At 48.7% G+C, this 18786-nt stretch carries 19 protein-coding genes; all 19 read right to left on the bottom strand.

Annotation, left to right across the window (positions count from 1 at the left end; translation table 11 throughout):
- Positions 1-390 precede the first annotated feature (390 nt).
- Positions 391-1905, bottom strand: a complete 1515-nt coding sequence (gene lysS, locus DMN77_RS21900; protein WP_179016303.1) for a lysine--tRNA ligase — start codon at positions 1903-1905, stop codon at positions 391-393.
- 123 nt (positions 1906-2028) lie between these two features.
- On the bottom strand, positions 2029-2505 hold the full coding sequence (gene greA, locus DMN77_RS21895; protein WP_068778533.1) for a transcription elongation factor GreA: 477 nt from the start codon (positions 2503-2505) through the stop codon (positions 2029-2031).
- A gap of 62 nt (positions 2506-2567) precedes the next feature.
- On the bottom strand, positions 2568-2723 hold the full coding sequence (locus DMN77_RS21890; RefSeq protein WP_157259336.1) for a hypothetical protein: 156 nt from the start codon (positions 2721-2723) through the stop codon (positions 2568-2570).
- A 148-nt stretch (positions 2724-2871) separates the two neighbouring features.
- Positions 2872-3873 carry a tRNA dihydrouridine synthase DusB gene (dusB, locus tag DMN77_RS21885; protein WP_068778534.1) on the bottom strand — a complete coding sequence of 334 codons (1002 nt, stop codon included), beginning with the start codon at positions 3871-3873 and terminating at the stop codon, positions 2872-2874.
- A gap of 32 nt (positions 3874-3905) precedes the next feature.
- Positions 3906-4109 (bottom strand): helix-turn-helix domain-containing protein, encoded by a 204-nt coding sequence (locus tag DMN77_RS21880; RefSeq protein ID WP_082789921.1) that lies wholly within the window; start codon positions 4107-4109, stop codon positions 3906-3908.
- Positions 4061-4609, bottom strand: a complete 549-nt coding sequence (gene folK / locus DMN77_RS21875; protein ID WP_179016302.1) for a 2-amino-4-hydroxy-6-hydroxymethyldihydropteridine diphosphokinase — start codon at positions 4607-4609, stop codon at positions 4061-4063. Before folK ends, DMN77_RS21880 begins: the two co-directional genes overlap by 49 nt.
- Before the next feature lie 9 nt (positions 4610-4618).
- Positions 4619-4981 carry a dihydroneopterin aldolase gene (gene folB, locus DMN77_RS21870; protein ID WP_179016301.1) on the bottom strand — a complete coding sequence of 121 codons (363 nt, stop codon included), beginning with the start codon at positions 4979-4981 and terminating at the stop codon, positions 4619-4621.
- Positions 4982-5051: 70 nt separating this feature from the next.
- Positions 5052-5888 (bottom strand): dihydropteroate synthase, encoded by an 837-nt coding sequence (gene folP, locus DMN77_RS21865; RefSeq protein WP_179016300.1) that lies wholly within the window; start codon positions 5886-5888, stop codon positions 5052-5054.
- Complete coding sequence (gene pabC, locus DMN77_RS21860; RefSeq protein ID WP_068778538.1) at positions 5889-6770, bottom strand: aminodeoxychorismate lyase; 882 nt, start codon at positions 6768-6770, stop codon at positions 5889-5891.
- Positions 6767-7348 carry an aminodeoxychorismate/anthranilate synthase component II gene (gene pabA, locus DMN77_RS21855; protein ID WP_068778539.1) on the bottom strand — a complete coding sequence of 194 codons (582 nt, stop codon included), beginning with the start codon at positions 7346-7348 and terminating at the stop codon, positions 6767-6769. The genes pabC and pabA overlap by 4 nt, the downstream gene beginning before the upstream one ends.
- Positions 7345-8901 (bottom strand): anthranilate synthase component I family protein, encoded by a 1557-nt coding sequence (locus tag DMN77_RS21850; protein ID WP_179016299.1) that lies wholly within the window; start codon positions 8899-8901, stop codon positions 7345-7347. The genes pabA and DMN77_RS21850 overlap by 4 nt, the downstream gene beginning before the upstream one ends.
- A 262-nt stretch (positions 8902-9163) precedes the next feature.
- A complete protein-coding gene (cysK, locus tag DMN77_RS21845; protein WP_179016298.1) occupies positions 9164-10102 on the bottom strand; it encodes a cysteine synthase A in 939 nt (312 codons plus the stop codon).
- Positions 10103-10428: 326 nt separating this feature from the next.
- The gene (gene hslO / locus DMN77_RS21840; RefSeq protein WP_372776399.1) at positions 10429-11337 is read right to left on the bottom strand and encodes an Hsp33 family molecular chaperone HslO; all 909 of its coding nucleotides are present in this window, start codon (positions 11335-11337) and stop codon (positions 10429-10431) included.
- 131 nt (positions 11338-11468) lie between these two features.
- Positions 11469-12233, bottom strand: coding sequence for a type III pantothenate kinase (locus DMN77_RS21835; RefSeq protein ID WP_068778542.1), 765 nt, complete (start codon positions 12231-12233; stop codon positions 11469-11471).
- Positions 12234-12238: 5 nt separating this feature from the next.
- A complete protein-coding gene (nadC, locus tag DMN77_RS21830; protein ID WP_179016297.1) occupies positions 12239-13105 on the bottom strand; it encodes a carboxylating nicotinate-nucleotide diphosphorylase in 867 nt (288 codons plus the stop codon).
- Positions 13095-14711 carry an L-aspartate oxidase gene (gene nadB / locus DMN77_RS21825; protein WP_068778544.1) on the bottom strand — a complete coding sequence of 539 codons (1617 nt, stop codon included), beginning with the start codon at positions 14709-14711 and terminating at the stop codon, positions 13095-13097. The genes nadC and nadB overlap by 11 nt, the downstream gene beginning before the upstream one ends.
- 35 nt (positions 14712-14746) lie before the next feature.
- Positions 14747-15685: a quinolinate synthase NadA gene (nadA, locus tag DMN77_RS21820; protein ID WP_179016296.1), complete on the bottom strand. Its 939-nt coding sequence runs from the start codon at positions 15683-15685 to the stop codon at positions 14747-14749.
- 290 nt (positions 15686-15975) lie between these two features.
- Positions 15976-18105: an ATP-dependent zinc metalloprotease FtsH gene (gene ftsH, locus DMN77_RS21815; protein ID WP_068778546.1), complete on the bottom strand. Its 2130-nt coding sequence runs from the start codon at positions 18103-18105 to the stop codon at positions 15976-15978.
- Between the two features lie 100 nt (positions 18106-18205).
- Positions 18206-18745, bottom strand: coding sequence for a hypoxanthine phosphoribosyltransferase (hpt, locus tag DMN77_RS21810; RefSeq protein ID WP_068778547.1), 540 nt, complete (start codon positions 18743-18745; stop codon positions 18206-18208).
- Positions 18746-18786 lie beyond the last annotated feature (41 nt).

Raw genomic sequence — 18786 nt, 5'->3', positions numbered from 1 at the left:
GTCCTGAGCCAGGATCAAACTCTCCAATAAAGTGTTACTCATTGAAAAGAGCGATTAGCTCATTTTGAATCTGACTTATTTCTTAGATTTCACTTGACGTGAAACCCGCTCACTCGTTGTTCAGTTTTCAAAGATCAACTTCGTTTTTAGCGTCGCTGCGTTCTCAGCAGCAACTCTTATAATATATCATGTCCAGCTCATCAATGCAAGCATTATTTTTCTTTTCCTTTTTAGAAGCTGTCCAACAACGCTTTAATTTAATGACTGGACATTTAATATACCACCGTGCCACAGATAATGCAAGCACTTTTTCAACTTATTCTGATTAACAAAAAAAGGCCGTCTCCAATCGTAAATAACTACGATATGAAGACAGCCCTTATCCTTTATTTAACGCATATGAGGGAACAACAATACATCACGAATTGAAGGCGAATTCGTCAACAGCATAACGAGACGGTCCATTCCAATTCCCAGCCCCCCTGTTGGCGGCATTCCGTATTCGAGCGAACGAATGAAATCCTCATCCATCTCATGCGCTTCATCATTTCCATGTTCGCGTTCGAGCATTTGCGCTTCAAACCGTTGACGCTGATCAATCGGATCATTAAGCTCGGAGAACGCATTAGCATGCTCACGTGCCACGATGAACAATTCGAAGCGATCTGTAAAGCGAGGATCTTCTTCATTCTTTTTAGCCAAAGGAGAAATCTCTACCGGATGACCATATACAAATGTAGGCTGAATCAACGTCTCTTCTACAAATTGCTCGAAGAATGCGTTCAAAATATGACCATAGGTCATATGCGGCTCAACTGGAACTTTATGATCCTTAGCCAATTGGTGTGCCTCTTCATTCGTCATCTGGACGCCAAAATTTACACCAGTTACTTCCTTAACCGCATCAACCATCGATACACGGCGCCACTCCGGGGTCAAATCTACTTCTTGGCCTTGATAATTGATTACCGTCGTACCCAATACTTCTTGAGCGATATGAGCAATCATATTCTCAGTCAAAGACATGATATCTTTATAGTCAGCATAAGCTTCATATAATTCCATCATAGTAAATTCCGGGTTATGGCGCGTCGAAATTCCTTCATTGCGGTATACCCGACCGATTTCATAGACCTTCTCCATGCCGCCAACAATAAGCCGCTTCAAATGGAGCTCAAGAGCAATCCGCATATAGAGCTGCATGTCCAGTGCATTATGGTAGGTAATGAACGGACGAGCTGCCGCACCACCTGCAATACTGTGAAGTGTTGGCGTCTCAACCTCCAGATAGCCGATGGAATCGAGATAACGACGCATGGATTGAATAATCCGGGAACGGTTAATAAACGTCTGCTGTACCTCTGGATTCACAATCAAGTCGACATAACGCTGACGGTAACGCAGTTCAACGTCCTTCAGACCATGATATTTATCAGGCAAAGGGTAGAGAGACTTGGACAGCACCACCAGGTCCTCTACATGAACTGTAGTCTCGCCGGTCTTCGTCTTAAACACCACGCCGGTTACACCGATAATATCGCCCAGATCAAGCAGCTTGAACGCTGCGTACTTATCCTCCGGAATACTATCCTTGCGAACATAAATCTGAATTTTGCCGGATAAGTCCTGGATATGCGCAAAACTTGCCTTGCCCATACCGCGCTTAGCCATAATACGGCCAGCGATAGATACCTTAACTTGCTGCTCATCCAGCTCTTCCTTCGTCATTCCATCATACTTGCTCAGAATATTCCCCGCCATATTGTCGCGCACATATTTGTGGCCAAAAGGGTCGATCCCAAGCTCGCGCAGCTCGTCCAATTTATCGCGGCGAACCTTCAATAACTCACTAATCTCGATGACTTCTTCATTTTGCATTTCTTCGTTATGCGTTTCTTCGCTCATGCTTCGCTCCACTCCTTACAAACTATATAATAGGATTGTTTACACCATCAATCACAAACCGACCCACTTAAAACAGTGAAAGAAGCCTCCGCTGGGGAAGCTTCTTGAATCGCTAAATCAGCTTTATTTCTTGATATCAACAATTTTATATTGAATAACGCCTGCCGGTACGTTCACATCGACTACAGCGCCCTTCTTTTGGCCCAGAATTGCCTTGCCTACCGGGCTCTCATTCGAAATCTTGTTCTGCAGCGGATCGGATTCAGCTGTACCTACGATCGCATATTCCATCGTATCACCGTACTCCAGGTCTTCTACAATAACCGTCGAACCGATGCTTACTGTATCTGTATCGATCTCGTCGTTGTTAATAATACGCGCGTTGCGAAGCATCTTCTCCAGCGTAATGATACGTCCTTCAATAAATGCCTGCTCATTCTTCGCATCTTCATACTCCGAGTTCTCGCTAATATCGCCGTAGCCGATCGCGGTTTTAATCCGTTCAGCAACTTCACGGCGTCTAACCGACTTCAGATTCTCAAGTTCTTCTTCCAGTCTTTTTAGACCGTCCTGTGTAAGAATAACCTCTTTATCGCTCATCTCAACCGATTCTCCTGTCATGGAAATAATTTTCGCACTCGTGTAAAGCGATCTTGAACTCCTCAAATATATAAGCGGTCGATATATCCTGCAAATAGGAGCAGCCAATCCCCCCCACGTATGGCGAAGGCCCTGGTTTCCGCCTGGCCAGAGGCGGCAAAAAATAACGCATCATTGAGATTATCATATGCAATCTCTTGGAGGTCAGACCACTCCATGTTGTGGAAGTTATCTCCTGAGGCGAATTTATACTGTGAAATTATAGGGGAACGATTCTGAAATGTCAATGACAGCTAAATTTCCAAATGTAAACGTTTCAAAAAGTTCGCTTTTTCCACGGTTTGATTTAGCTGGTTATTCTTGTAACTACGCCGACGCCTCAGTCGCTTCCGGCTCTGTGGAAAGGCTGGCAACAAAGTCTTCAAGAATGCGCACCATTTCATTTCGTCTCGTCTCTTCCATAATGGAGTCCTTAATCCGAGCGGCCCCTTTTAATCCCTTCAAGTACCATGCCAAGTGCTTGCGCATCTCGCGAACTGCGACACTCTCGCCTTTCAGCACAGCCAGACGGTCCATATGCAAAATCGCAATTCGAATCTTCTCTTCAGCACCGGGCTCCGGGAGCAGCTCCCCCGATCTCAGATACTCTATGGTACGATACAGCATCCACGGATTCCCTAGCGCCGCCCTTCCGATCATAACACCGTCACAGCCTGTCTCTGCCAGCATCCGCTTGGCATCCTCAGGAGTATGAACATCACCGTTGCCGATAACCGGGATCGATACTGTATCCTTGACCTGCTTGATATAACTCCATTCGGCTGTGCCTGTATAGAGCTGCTCCCGAGTCCGTCCATGGACACTGACAGCCTTAGCTCCAGCCTGTTCCACAGCCTTAGCATTATCAACGACATAAATATGCTCCGAATCCCAGCCTATACGCATTTTCACCGTAACCGGCTTACTTACGGCATCAACGACAGCGGATACCATCTCGAATATTTTATTTGGATCAAGCAGCCATCTTGCACCGGCGTCACATTTTGTAACTTTAGGCACCGGGCATCCCATATTAATATCAATAATATCCGCATTCGTCTGCTGATCGACAACCTTCGCCGCCTCAACAAGAGACTCGCGGTCACCTCCGAAAATTTGCAGGCTCAACGGCTTCTCCCGTTCATCCACAAATAGCATTTCCTGCGTGCGTTTGTTGCCATGAAGAATAGCTTTATCGCTGACCATCTCTGCACAGACCAGCCCTGTACCAAATTCCTTGGCGATCAGCCGGAAGGCAGGGTTGCATACCCCAGCCATCGGGGCGAGCACGACTTGGTTTTTCATTTTAATATCGCCAATCTTCAGCATGATGGTCCCTCCTATATATAATCGGATTTATTTTATTCCAACTTCAGTTCTTGCAGGGAAATTCCCAGACAATCTGAAATTTTAATTAAAATTTGATCTTCTACATGTCGATTCCCGCGTTCTATAGCACCGAGAACCGCTAATGAAATCCCTGACCGCCCCGCCAGTTCTTGCTGGGTAAAGCCTTTCAGCTTCCGGAACGCACGGATGCGCTGACCCAATTGCATGCTTTCCAAAATCGGACGCCCCCCTTATCATCCATCTGTTCAAGAACATCGTGAACACGACGATATAGTCCAGACGCTTCCCCTGTCGGAACAATATCAGCTAGAGGAACGAGTACAAATGCCCGTTCAAACATCCGGGGATGCGGGAGAATTAAATGGGCAGTAGACAACTGATGCCCTTCCACCCATAACAAGTCGAGATCAACCGTCCGGGGGCCCCATCTAATAATGCGTTCCCTGCCCAGCACCTGCTCCGTCTGCAGCATAACATCAAGCAGCGCTTCCGGGGCCAGCGTTGTTTGCAGGGCAATGGCCATATTTACAAAATCAGGCTGATCCGCGTATCCAACCGGATCGGTCTCATACATATTCGAGCAACGAAGTACCGTAATCCTGGGGTGTTCATCTAATAAATTGATCGCTTCCTTCAAAGTTGCCTCACGGTCGCCCAGATTGGCTCCCAGTGCAATATAAGCCTCAGAAGCTTCAGTCAAAGTCTGTATAGTCATGCATGCTTCTCACTTTCTTGAACGGTATAGTTCCACCGTAACGCCATCAAAATGAACATCAAAAGGCGGATGCGGTTTGGTTAAACGAACCGTTAACGCATCTACCATAGTATAAGTGTCCAAAACCGAGGATGCAATATGCTCAGCCAGAGCTTCAATCAGCTTAAAGCTCTTATGCTGGACGATTCCTTGAACCAGCTCATGGACTTCGGCATAATTTACCGTTGCAGTCAGATCGTCACTGCTTCCGGCAGCACTCAAATCCATTTCCAATTCCAAATCTACGATGAAGCGCTGGCCCAACTTGCGCTCCTCAGCAAAAACGCCGTGATACCCGTAATATTCCATGCCGCGCAAAATCATTTTATCCATAATTTATTTATTTCCGCCTTTCCATATATCTTACTTCCATATCAAAATGGAGTGATCGTCGTATTAAGTGTTAAATATACACAATAGCATCGCACATTTGTACCGTCTGCTTAATCTCTCTTACATCATGCACCCGCACGATCTGACAACCTTGGGCAATACCAAGCGCCACCGTAGCCGCCGTGCCCAACACAAGCTCATCTACCGGCAGATCGAGCGTGGTTCGAATAAACCTCTTGCGCGACGTCCCCAGCAGCATCGGGAAGCCAAGCTCAACCAGCTTGTCCAGCGATTGCATCACTTTCAGGTTCTCCTCATAGTCCTTAGCAAACCCAATTCCCGGATCGAGGATAACATTATCGTCCCGTACCCCGGCATCCCTGGCAATCTTAATGCTCTCAAGCAGATCATCCGCCACATCCTGCATCAGAGCATTATAATTGCGGTCATGCCGATTATGCATGATGATCGCCGGACAATCAAATCGAGCTGCTACCTCAGCCATTTCCGGATCTGCCTTGAAGCCCCACACATCATTTATTATATGAGCTCCCACCTGAAGCGACTCTCGAGCAACGATCGCCTTATAGGTGTCCACTGACAAAGGAACCTGCGGCATCACACGATGAAGCGCCTCTACGATAGGGACAACCCGCTCCAGTTCTTCCTCTGCTCCTACGGGGTTATGCCCGGGTCGTGTGGACTCTCCACCAATGTCGATAATATCCGCTCCGGCAGCTATCATCTCCTCGGCATGGCGAATCGCCTCATCCCTCCGATTATAACGTCCCCCATCCGAGAAGGAATCTGGGGTCACATTAAGGATACCCATAACTAACGTACGGTTGCCTAACTCCAGCACCGTATCACCACAACGGTAACTACGCTTATATCGTTTTGGTTGCATTTACACTCCCGCCTTTTGTCTATATTGCTCTACAAGCTGTCTTGTAATAGACCCCATCCGGCCATTTCCGACTATATAACGACCTCCTTCAGGCTCTAAAAGGCCTGTTACGGACACCGCTTCCTGGATGGAATTCGTCACAAAGATCTCGTCCGCTTGCTTCAAGCGATCCCACTTGTAATATCCTTCTTCAAACGGCAGTCCCAATTGGTTAGCCAGTTGCAGAATAAACGCACGAGTAATCCCTGGGAGAATACCAGTGCCTATATCCGGCGTATATAGCTTGCCATTTTGCACAAAGAAAAGATTGCTTACGATACCCTCGGCCAAATAACCGTCCGCAGTCAGCTGCATCCCTTCGTAATTCCCCGCCCTTAAATGCGTGTATTCTCTTAATTCACGCTTCGCCAGCATATTATTCATATAATGAAGCGATTTGAGCCGAATCTCGCCCTCCGGCGTATTCCTAAGCGTGTTCAGCCGATATAGCGACTTGCCCTCCATATACAGCTGCGGATCTACTGGCCCTAGTGGCTTAACATAAATAATGACCGCAGGATCTCCATAATCTTCTGAGGGAAGTCCTAGCGGACCTTCTCCCGCCGACACTGTGAGACGAATATAACCTTCCTGAAGATTATTGAGACGAAGCAGTTCTCCAATCTCCTGGACAACTTGATCTAACTGCAGCGGGTAGCGAATCCCCAAGCTCCGGCAGCCTTGCTCAAGCCGCTCCAGATGCTTCTCTATTAAAAAGGGACGTCCATTATAGGTCCGAAAAGTCTCAAACAGGCCCATCCCGTACATAAAGCCGTGATCCATTACGGACAGCACGGCTTCAGCGGCTGGGGTAGGAACTCCATTCACCCCGATATATTTCATAAGAATGCTTCTGCCTTCCGGCTTAAGAAATTGCGGAGAATTTGATGGCCGTGATCGGTGATGATCGACTCCGGATGGAATTGCACGCCTTCAACGGCGTATTCTTTATGACGCAAGCCCATGATCTCTCCCTCTACAGTCTCCGCGGTGATCTCCAGGCAATCCGGCAGACTCTCCCGTTCAACGATCAGCGAGTGGTAACGCGTCGCCGTAAACGGCGATGGCAGTCCTGTAAATACCGATTCACCCCGATGGTGTATGGGCGATGTCTTCCCATGCATTAGGCGCTCCGCGCGAATCACGTTCCCGCCGAAGGCCTGACCGATCGCCTGATGACCGAGACAGACGCCAAAGATCGGAATGACTCCTTGGAACCGTTCAATGACTTCCAGTGTAATTCCAGCCTCGTTCGGTGTACAAGGACCCGGTGAGAGCAGAATGTGATCTGGCTTAAGCTCAGCGATCCCGTTCAGATCAATCTCATCATTACGCTTAACAACCACTTCTTCCCCAAGCTCTCCCAAATACTGCACCAGATTGTACGTAAATGAATCATAATTATCAATGACCAGTATCATTTTTCTTCATCCCCCTTCTTGTCGCCTTGGCATCCATCTTGATGGCTTTTTCCCAACGCCATGGCTATTGCCTTGGCCTTATTATGACATTCCCGATACTCGCGGTACGGTGAAGAATCAATGACGATCCCCGCTCCCGTCTGAATATATCCGAATCCGTCCTTTACGACCAGCGTACGTATAATAATATTTAATTCCATATTGCCGTTATAGTCAATCCACCCCATCGCCCCGGTATAAGGCCCGCGGGTGACAGGTTCCAGCTCCTCGATAATCTCCATCGTCCTGATCTTGGGCGCTCCTGTAATCGTCCCCCCGGGGAAGACGGCCGCAATCGCATCCATCGCTGTCTTGTCCGCCGGAAGCCGTCCCTCAACCTCAGATACCAAATGCATGACATGCGAATAACGTTCGATCGTGAACAGCTCGCTTACTTTGACGGAGCCAAACTCAGCTACCCGCCCGAGATCATTGCGCAGCAGATCAACCAGCATAATATGCTCCGCCTGCTCCTTCTCGTTCGTGCGCAGTTCCTGCTCCATCTTCCGATCCTCGGCCTCGGTTAGACCGCGCCGCCGCGTTCCTGCAATTGGACGGGTGCGCATGATTCCCTGATCCAGCTTGATCAGCAACTCAGGCGAGGCGGAGACAAGCTTAAAGTCAGGAAAGCTCATGAACCCCATATAAGGCGAAGGGTTGATCTCTCTTAAGTCTTCATAAATATGCTCGGGCGTGGCCGCCAGAGGAAATGCTTGTCTCATTGACAGGTTGACTTGAAATACATCGCCCGCAGCGATATATCTCCGTACTTGCTCCACCGCCTGCTCAAAGCCTTCTTGCGTGAAAGAGGCACTATGTGCTGTAGGCACCGGAATAGACTCTAATGTAGACGCTGAGCTCTGTCTAGTATTACCGTTCTTTGAGCTACTGAACCTTTGCCATTGTTCTATCATTTGAGCAGACGTTCTTTCAGCCAAGTCATATTTCTCCCGTAAACTAGCGCTGCTCTCTTCCCTGCCCGCTATCGGGCAATGAACAACCGCATAAATATCGCCACTCAACGCATCAATAACCCACAGCTCTTCAAATCTCATCCAGATATAATCATCAAGCTTGAGGTCATCCTCCGCCAATTGCGGCAGACGCTCCAAGGATCTTGCCACATCATACCCCAGAAATCCAACAGCTCCCCCACTGAAGAAGGGAAGTTCCGGGATGAATGGAGCTTTATAGGGAGCGAGCCACCTTCCTAACAGTTCAAGCGGCTTGCCCTCTAGCATTGCTACCTTAGACTGCTCCTGGCTTAAATCGTAAATGTGGGCCTTTTCCGCCTTGCCGCGAATTACAGACACCGGCGTCAAACCGAGAAAGGTGTAGCGTCCCCCTTTTCCACTCTCCAGCACACAGCAATAAGGATGAGCCTCCTCCCAAGCAGCGGACCAATGGGCAGGCAACGGGTTCTCAGCATGCATTTTCACTGCATACGGCAGCATAGTCCAGCTCCCCTCTTGGACCAGACGAACCCAATCTTCAAATGTTAGCATAGTCTTCATTAGATGCTGTATCCCCCATCATCTTGTTTGTGCCTGTAAGTATACTAAGCTTTTCTCTTTTATTAAAGTATAAGTGCGGATATAAGTGTACGTTCAAGAAAGTTTGGTTTTCAGTACCCGAAAGGTTGGGTGAAGCCAGGGCTGAAAGAAGCGGACTCTTTGAACCCCAAAGGTATGCAAAAAACCCCGGGAGTTCGAACCGAACTACCCGGGGGATGGTGTATGATCTGACTCGCGCAGGTAAAACTCAAGAATGATAAGATTAAGCTTCGAAATTGTATAGCGGTGTGCTCAGATAACGCTCGCCATTACTTGGAATAACCGCTACTACGCGTTTGCCTTTGCCAAGCTCCTTAGCAACTTTAAGGGCAGCGAATACGGCTGCGCCGGAGGAAATACCGCCTAGAATTCCTTCTTCTCTAGCAACATGACGCGCTTGATCGAAGGCTTCGTCATTGTCAACATGGATAATTTCATCATAAATGTCACGGTTCAAAATCTCAGGAATGAAGTTTGCTCCAAGGCCTTGAATCTTATGTGGTCCCGGTTTGCCGCCCGACAAAATCGGAGATGCTGCAGGTTCTACCGCATAGATCTTCACGTCTGGGAAGTGCTTCTTAAGAACTTCACCCGCACCGCTAATCGTACCGCCTGTTCCGATCCCGGCTACGAAAGCATCCAATTTACCGTCAAGCGACTCAATAGCTTCTACGATCTCAGGACCCGTCGTCTCACGGTGAATTTTCACATTCGCTTGGTTTCTAAATTGATCCGCGAGGAAATAATCCGGATTGGCAGCCAGAATTTCTTCCGCCTTCTTAACAGCTCCGTTCATTCCTTCCGATCCTGGAGTCAGTACAAGCTCTGCTCCGTATGCACGCAGCAGATTGCGACGTTCAATACTCATCGTCTCAGGCATAATGATAACCGATTTGTAGCCTTTGGCAGCAGCAACGAGCGCAAGACCGATCCCCGTATTACCGCTGGTCGCTTCAACAATCGTACCGCCCGGTTTCAATTTGCCAGCCTTCTCCGCTTCCTCAACGATGCTGATTGCGATCCGGTCCTTAACGCTGGAGCCTGGGTTTTGGTACTCCAGCTTGACATAGATTTCTGCACTATCCTCAGGAACAATCCGATTCAAGCGGACCAGAGGTGTACCACCGATTAACTCTGTTACATTATTTACGACCTTTGCCATATAAAGCCCTCCTTTGGATAAAAAGCATGAGGCAGATCATCGGAGCAGCGAGCCGTATAAGCAACAGGCTGCCCTTTGAACTTGAACTTTAACAATATAATCTTGATGTAAAAATGAAGCCGATTTGAGGAAATCATCCTATTCTTGGTCTTCATTTATTTCCGAGTAATTAAGTTGGTTTTACTATCTATTATCTTAACAACCTAAGGTAGGAGTTGTCAAGAAAGGACACAAAAAATACTTTGCCCTTTCGATTCATTTCTGATTCCAAGGGGCAAAGCATCCTATTCGTATTTATTAAAACGATCCAGCCGCTACTCCAGCCGTTATTTATTCTGCTGATCAAGCCGGGTGATTAATTCACTGATGTCTTCGCGACTGAACTTATACACTTCATTGCAGAATTCGCAGATAACCTCTTCTTCTTCATGGCCGGAATCACGAATCTCCTCCAGCTCTTTTCTGCCCAGGCTGATCAGAGTACGTTCAACACGCTCCCGCGAACAATGACAGGCGAATACAATGTCCATCTCGTCCAATATCTTCACATCAGGAATGATCCAGCGCAGCATCTCCTCCAGCTCCATCCCTTGATCAAGCAGCGAAGTCACCGGTGGAAATCTTCCGATGGATTGCTCGATGGCGCTAATCTCTTCATCGCTTAGACCTGGCATCAGCTGAATGATGAACCCGCCAGCCACAATGACGGAATGATCCTCCTTCACCAGAACACCCAAACCAACAGCGGACGGAGTCTGTTCCGATACCGCAAAATAGTAAGTGAAGTCTTCAGCGATCTCACCTGAAATAATTGGCGAGCTTCCGCTGTACGGCTCCTTCAATCCTAGATCCTTGGTGACATGAATATAACCGGTCGTCCCTACAGCAGCGGCCACATCCATCTTGCCTTTTCTTTTGCTCGTCGTCTGTACATGAGGATTCTTGACTGTACCACGAACCTCACCTTTGGCATTGGCGTCGGCAATGATCTGCCCGATCGGTCCATCACCCTTCACTTGCACCGTTAATTTCTCTTCGCCCTTCAACATAGCACCCATCATAGCCGCAGCGGTAACCGTGCGGCCTAATGCTGCCGTTGTCGTCGGGAATGTATCATGCCTGCGGCGCAGCTCTTCAACAAGCCCGGTTGTGCGCACGGCAAAAGCGCGAACCTTGCCATCCAGCGCGATTCCGCGAATGAGACGGTCTTTTGTTGTATTTATAGAATTATCCACCCGAGTATCCTCCCTATGTCTATATAAATGGATGTTCAAAAAGGCCGGGTTACAGCACCCAGAAGGCATTAGTCTCGATTGGTTGTTCCGATCAAAGCAGACTTTTTGAACTACCTTTATGATGTAATTATTTATTGGTTGCGTTCGTAAATAATACGCAATCCCTCCAGAGTCAAGAGTGGATCTACTTCTTGAATGGATTTGGATTCGCTGGCAATCAGTTCGGCAAGGCCACCCGTAGCGATTACCTTGATATCTCCATCCATCTCACGGCCGATTCTGTCTACGATACCATCAACCTGTCCGGCATAACCGAAGATGATACCAGCCTGCATAGCGTGGACCGTGTTGCGGCCAATGACCTTCTTAGGCTTCTCCAGTTCAATCCGCGGCAATTTCGAGGCTCGTTGATACAGCGCCTCCGTCGAGATTCCAATCCCCGGAACAATGGCCCCGCCGAGATAGTTCCCTCCATCATCCACGCAGTCGAAGGTTGTTGCCGTACCAAAATCAACGACCACGAGCGGGCCGCCATACTTCTCTATCGCCGCAACAGCATTGACAATCCGGTCCGCACCAACCTCACGCGGATTCTCGTATCTTAGATTCAGACCTGTTCTGATGCCCGGTCCGACAACCAGAGGTTTCCTCCGTAGATATTTCACACTAAGTTCCTCCAGCACATGCATCAGCGGAGGAACTACAGAAGAGATAATAACCCCTTCGATTTGCTTAATATCTATATTAGACATTTGGAACAAGTTATAAATCAGTACTCCATATTCATCTACCGTAGATTGACGATTCGTACCAATTCGGAAATGATGCAGCAGTTCCCGCTCTCTATAAATGCCCAGAACGATATTTGTATTGCCGACATCCACCACAAGGAACATCGATTTTACCTCACTTTCTTCTCGCCCAGATCCAAACTGATATCCAGGCTTTCAAACGAATAGGTCAACCGGCCTACCGAGATGACATCGACGCCGCTCTCGGCGATGTTATGAATCGTCTGCAGCGAGACATTCCCGGATGCCTCCACGGTGACGTGCGGAGCTTTAGACTTGATGAGAGCTACCGCTTCCTTCATTCGCTCTGGGGCCATATTATCGAGCATGATAATGTCCGCCCCGGCAGTCAGGGCCTCCTTCACCTGCTCGAGGCTCTCGGTCTCCACTTCAATCGTCATCGTATGAGGGATATTCGCCCGGGCTCGGCTAACCGCTTGCGTGATTCCGCCTGCGCCCTTGATATGATTATCCTTAATCATAACCGCATCGTACAATCCAAAACGATGGTTCGCTCCGCCACCCATCCGTACGGCATACTTCTCCAGCATACGGTGGCCTGGCGTCGTCTTGCGCGTATCGACAAGGCGCACAGGCAATCCCTCCAGCGCGTCAATGAACGACCGGGTACGTGTCGCTATGCCTGACAGGCGCTGTAGAAGATTCAGAGCAAGCCGCTCCCCTGTTAAAACGCTGTGCGTACTTCCCTCAACTTCTGCTAGAATGGTGCCTTTAGCTATAGCTTCCCCATCCTGGACGAATGGAGTAAATTTCAACGTGGGATCCACGACCTCGAACACCAATTGCGCGACAGGCATGCCCGCCGCTACCCCCGCTTCCTTGGCATGAATAATCCCTTTGGATTCATGGCCAGCCGGTACGGTCACACTAGTAGTAACATCGCCTGAGCCCACATCTTCGCGCAGCCATATGCGAATTGACTCCACTAGTCCTTCATTATATCCATTAAACATCATCACTGATTTCCTCCAGCATCCCTTGTTCCCGGTGCCGCAAAATATGCCTCAGCCAACGCTCATCATTCCGCAACGGGAAATCCTCCCGATAATGGCCGCCACGGCTCTCTTCTCGGGCTAGCGCTGATTCTGTCAACAGCAAGGAACAAGTTAACATATTGGCAAACTCCATCTGCTCACTTGTGTGCAGTTTCGTCGTGAAAATAGGCTGCAGCTTGTGCAGCTCCTCTAATCCCTTGAGTAAACCACCCCGCGTCCGGCGTACACCGACCTGGCGAACCATCACTTTCTGCAGCTTCAATCTACGTTCAACAATCGGCTGTGCTTCTTGCTCTATACGCTCCCCAGAGTAAACGATATTCAAGCCCGTCCTCCGGATCGGCCCCAGCTGACGGATTCGTTCAATGATCCGGCTCCCATATACAATCGCCTCAGATAGCGAATTGCTGGCCAGACGATTGGCCCCATGCACCCCGGTTGATGAGACTTCGCCACAAGCGAACAATCGTTCAACGTTGGTCTCTCCATGATGATCGGTTAAAACGCCACCCATCATATAATGCGCAGCTGGAGCAACCGGAATCCAATCCGTCGTCATATCCAGGCCATAACCGAGGCATGTCTCATAAATGGTTGGGAACCGACGCTTGACCAGCTCGGATGATTCATGAGTGATGTCCAGATACACATTTGTGGATTGAGTAGCCTCCATCTCGCTCACAATAGCTCTGGCTACAATATCCCGAGGCGCCAATTCCAGCAGTTCATGATATTTCTCCATAAAGCGTTCGCCTTTGATATTGCGCAGAACCGCTCCTTCGCCACGCACCGCCTCTGAAATCAGGAACCGCGGTGCCCCGGGATAGCACAGTGAGGTAGGATGAAATTGAATAAATTCCAAATCACGCAAATAGGCGCCAGCCCGATAAGCGATCGCAACACCATCTCCAGTAGCTATCTCCGGATTCGTCGTATAACGATACAATTGACCGGCTCCGCCGGTGCATAGAATCGTGGCTTGTCCGCGCAAAAATACACGTTGCCCATCCGGCCGCTGAACCAGCGCCCCCAGGCATTCATTGTCCTCCGTAATCAAGTCGATGACATAATGCTCGCTCCATACATCAATCCGATCATGGGAAATAACCTGCTCAGACAATGCCCGTACGATCTCATAGCCTGTAGCATCCCCATTGGCATGAAGGATACGACGATGGCTATGCGCCCCCTCCTTCGTCAAGGCAATTGCTCCATTCTCTACGTCAAACGATGTACCAAGACGAATCAGTTCCTCTACGCCCTTAGGCCCTTCATGAACCAGAATGTTGACAGATTCCAGGGAGCATAGCCCGGCACCTGCCATCAAAGTATCCTCCCGATGGGATTCAGCGGAGTCGTCATCGGACATGACGGCGGCGATACCGCCTTGCGCATATCTTGTATTGCTCTCCATAAGCGCTTTTTTCGTAATCATGGTTACGTGCCGATCTTCACTTGCCTTAATAGCTGTAAACAACCCGGCGATACCCGAGCCGATTACAATGATGTCTGTATCGATCACAGGCAATTGCCCAAGATCAAAATCGACCAAATATTGTGGAATCACGGTAGTCACCTGTCTTGAGATGAGAGTAGCGCATGCTACTGAACTTGTAGCATGCGCTCTAGAGAAATTCTAGCCTTGTCGGCGACAGCAGGCGGAACATAAATTTGCGGCTGCATCGTCTCGAGACATTTCACGAGTTTCTTCAAGTTGTTAACCTTCATATTTGGACAAACGAGGAATTTGGAGGCAAAATGGAACGCCTTATCCGGGCTATCCTTCCTAAGCTGATATCCGGTTCCATCTTCCGTTCCGACGATAAAGTCCTGCGTGTTCGAATTTTTGCAATAATCAATGATTGCTGTTGTACTACCTACAAAGTCGCCCATAGCGACAACCTCAGGGCGGCACTCAGGATGCACGACGAACTCCGCATTTGGATGCTTCGCCCTCATCTCAACCACATCTTTTACAGTTAGCATGTCATGGGTGTTGCAGTAGCCTTCCCAAATGATCATCTTCTTGTCTGTGTGCTGCTGGACGTAGTGGCCCAGGTTCTTATCCGGAACCCAGATAATCTCATCGGCATCTACCGAATTGATCACCTTGACTGCATTTGAGGATGTGCAGCAAATATCGGTCTCTGCCTTAACCTCAGCGGAAGAATTAATATAGGTAACAACCTTGGCATTAGGATGCTGCGCTTTTAGCTTGCGAAGGCCGTCGACATTTACCATATCGGCCATCGGACAGCCGGCCCGTTCATCCGGAATAAGTACCGTCTTGTTCGGTGCCAAAATCTTTGCGCTCTCTCCCATAAAATGAACTCCACAGAAGACGATCGTCTCTGCATCGGTTGAAGCCGCCTTCTGGGCAAGCAAAAATGAGTCGCCACGGAAATCGGCAACCTCCTGAATTTCATCACGTTGATAATAATGCGCTAGAATAATTGCGTTGCGTTCCTTCTTGAGCTGTACGAGCTTCTCCCGCAGTTCGCGGTTCATCTCCGCCTTCCGCTCCAGTGCCTGTGCCTCCACGGATCCTTCCTCCCCTGTATGCGCTCACGATTCTACGCCGCGGCTTCTCTCTATAACCACCAACAACTGTTCATTTCATTGACCTAATCTTATGACAGTACTTATTGTCACACGGTATTAACAATTAATTTACACAAGGTGAGTTACACTGTCAATCAATCTGCATGGCATAATTCACACGTGATTAGGCGCTATTTATAGTGATAGGCCTATTATAAGCGCAAAAAACCGGAGGACCCTCTCAGGTCCTCCGGCATGCTATCCCTCATCTTGGGAATGTATCGCTTCGCTTATACAGTAGGCGTACTGCCACCGTTATTAGATCCGTTATTGTCGCCATCTTCCGGCGTAACCGGAGGATCACCTACAGTTCCCTGCGGCTTATCCACGACTGGATCTTGCGTGAAGTCATTGGCAGAACCGCCTGGTACGTCGTTCGGGATGTCTCCTTTAGGGATTACTGTATTCGTATCTTCGGTCTTACCTTGAATACGAACCTTCACATCTCCAACGGAATCAATAACCGGTTCTCCAGACTCGGTGGAACCGCCATTGTCGTTGCCATCAGTCACTTCGCCAGACTCCAGCAATCTGCCATGCTTGATCAATTGATCGATTTGATCAAATTCCAGAGTCTCAACCTCAAGCAAAGTTTCTGCAATCAGATGAACTTCCTTGGAGTGCTCAGTCAGGATTTGTCTACATTGCTCATAGCACTGGTTAATGAAGCGCTGCATCTCTTGATCAATCTCATAAGCAATTTGATCACTGTAATTCTGCTCATGCCCGAAGTCACGGCCGAGGAACACTTGCCCTTGCGAGGTTCCAAATTGCATTGGGCCAAGCTTCTCGCTCATCCCGTACTCGACAATCATGCTGCGTACGATGCTAGTCGCTTGTTGGAAGTCGCTGTAAGCCCCGGTACCGATCTCGCCGATGAACAATTCCTCGGACACACGGCCGCCCAGAAGGCCTGTAACTTTCTCAAGCAGTTCTTGCTTCGTAACAAGCATCCGATCTTCCTTCGGCAGCATGATGACATAGCCGCCAGCGCGTCCACGTGGAATAATGGTTACCTTGTGAACCATATCGGCATTGGCCAGGAAGTATCCGACAATCGTGTGGCCCGCTTCGTGGAAAGCGACAATGCGCTTCTCGCGGTCACTGATCACACGGCTGCGTTTCTCTGTACCTACAATGACACGGTCGATCGCTTCATCAACCTCAACCATGGAAATATCTTTACGATTACGGCGCGCTGCAAGCAAAGCAGCCTCGTTCAGCAAGTTCTCCAAATCTGCGCCTGTAAATCCGGTCGTCCGTTTTGCGATCACATCCAGACGGACATCCTTCGTAAGCGGTTTGTTGCGGGCGTGTACTTTCAGTACTGCCTCACGGCCTTTCACGTCTGGACGATCAACCGTAATCTGACGGTCAAAACGTCCCGGACGGAGCAATGCCGGGTCAAGAATATCGGCACGGTTCGTTGCCGCAACGATGATAATACCTTCATTGCCGCTGAAACCATCCATCTCAACGAGCAATTGGTTGAGTGTCTGCTCGCGTTCATCATGCCCGCCGCCAAGTCCGGCGCCACGCTGACGACCCACAGCATCAATCTCGTCAATAAAGATAATACATGGAGCATTTTTCTTCGCATTCTCGAACAAGTCCCGTACCCGGGAAGCACCGACGCCGACGAACATTTCAACGAAGTCGGAACCGGAGATGCTGAAGAACGGAACGCCTGCTTCGCCGGCTACCGCACGAGCGAGCAAGGTTTTACCTGTACCCGGAGGGCCCACAAGCAGGACACCCTTCGGAATTCTTGCACCTACCGCCGAGAATTTCCGCGGGTCCTTCAAGAAGTCAACGACTTCGACAAGCTCTTGCTTCTCTTCATCCGCCCCGGCTACATCCTCGAAGGTAACCTTCTTCTTCTCTTCGTTATAGAGACGGGCCCGGCTTTTGCCAAAGTTCATCACTTTGCCGCCGCCGCCCTGCGCCTGATTGAACAGGAAGAAGAACAGAATGAACATAATTGCCAGCGGAACAATCGAAGTCAGGAAAGTAAGCCAGATACTTTGTTCCTGCATTTTCTTCCAGGTTACTTTAAAATCGTTCTGCTCGCTAAGATCTGTGATCTCCTTGAGCACATTCTCGTCAAATGGAATATAAGCCGAGAATTTCTTCGTCCTGCTGTCACCGACTTTTTCTTTATACTCACCGGTTACCAGATAGGCATAACCGTCAAATTTACCGGTTAATTCCTCAACATTGTTCGCCTTCAATTGCTGGCGTAACTCTGTATAACTAGGGGTGACGGTTTCCTCTTGTCCGCCAATAAGAAATTGAGCGATGCCCACCACGACTAAGAAAAGTATCAAATAAAAACCAGAATTCCGGATGAACCGATTCATCCCCTACCTCCTCTCAGAACCTTAAAATATTTTACCATAGCCGCATACGCCTTTTCAAAAAACAGGCAAAGAGTCCATCAGACCGTAAGAACGGCTGATCTTAGCTGGAGTATACCTCCGGCTTAAGTACCCCGATGTAAGGGAGGTTACGGTATTTTTCAGCATAATCCAGTCCATATCCAACCACGAACGCATCCGGCAGAATAAATCCGGAGATATCAGCCTTCAGATTTACGGTCCGGCGGGCTGGCTTGTCAAACAGTGTAGCGATCTTTACAGATTTTACATTGCGGCGCTGGAGCACATCCACCAGATAGCTTAGAGTCAGTCCGCTGTCGATAATATCTTCCACGATCAGAACGTCGCGTCCTTCGACGGAAGAATCCAGATCCTTAATAATCTTTACTTCACCTGATGAACGGGTGGACGTACCATAACTTGAGACAGCCATAAAGTCCATCTCTACAGGTACTGTAATCTGCTTTACCAGATCCGCCATGAATATAAAAGCGCCCTTAAGAATACAGATGATCAGCGGATTGCGCCCTTCATATTCTTCACTTAATTGTTTGCCGATTTCTGCGACTTTTGCTTCGATCTGTTCCTGTGTGAACAGAACCTCCTGAATATCGTTGTGCAAAGTAAGTAAACCCCCTACGTTAAACTATGAATGCCTAGATT

This window comes from Paenibacillus sp. 79R4 (assembly GCF_013393165.1).
Classification (GTDB): domain Bacteria; phylum Bacillota; class Bacilli; order Paenibacillales; family Paenibacillaceae; genus Fontibacillus.
The sequence above is the reverse complement of the archived record's forward strand: the minus strand, read 5'-3'. Positions and strand labels throughout refer to the sequence as shown.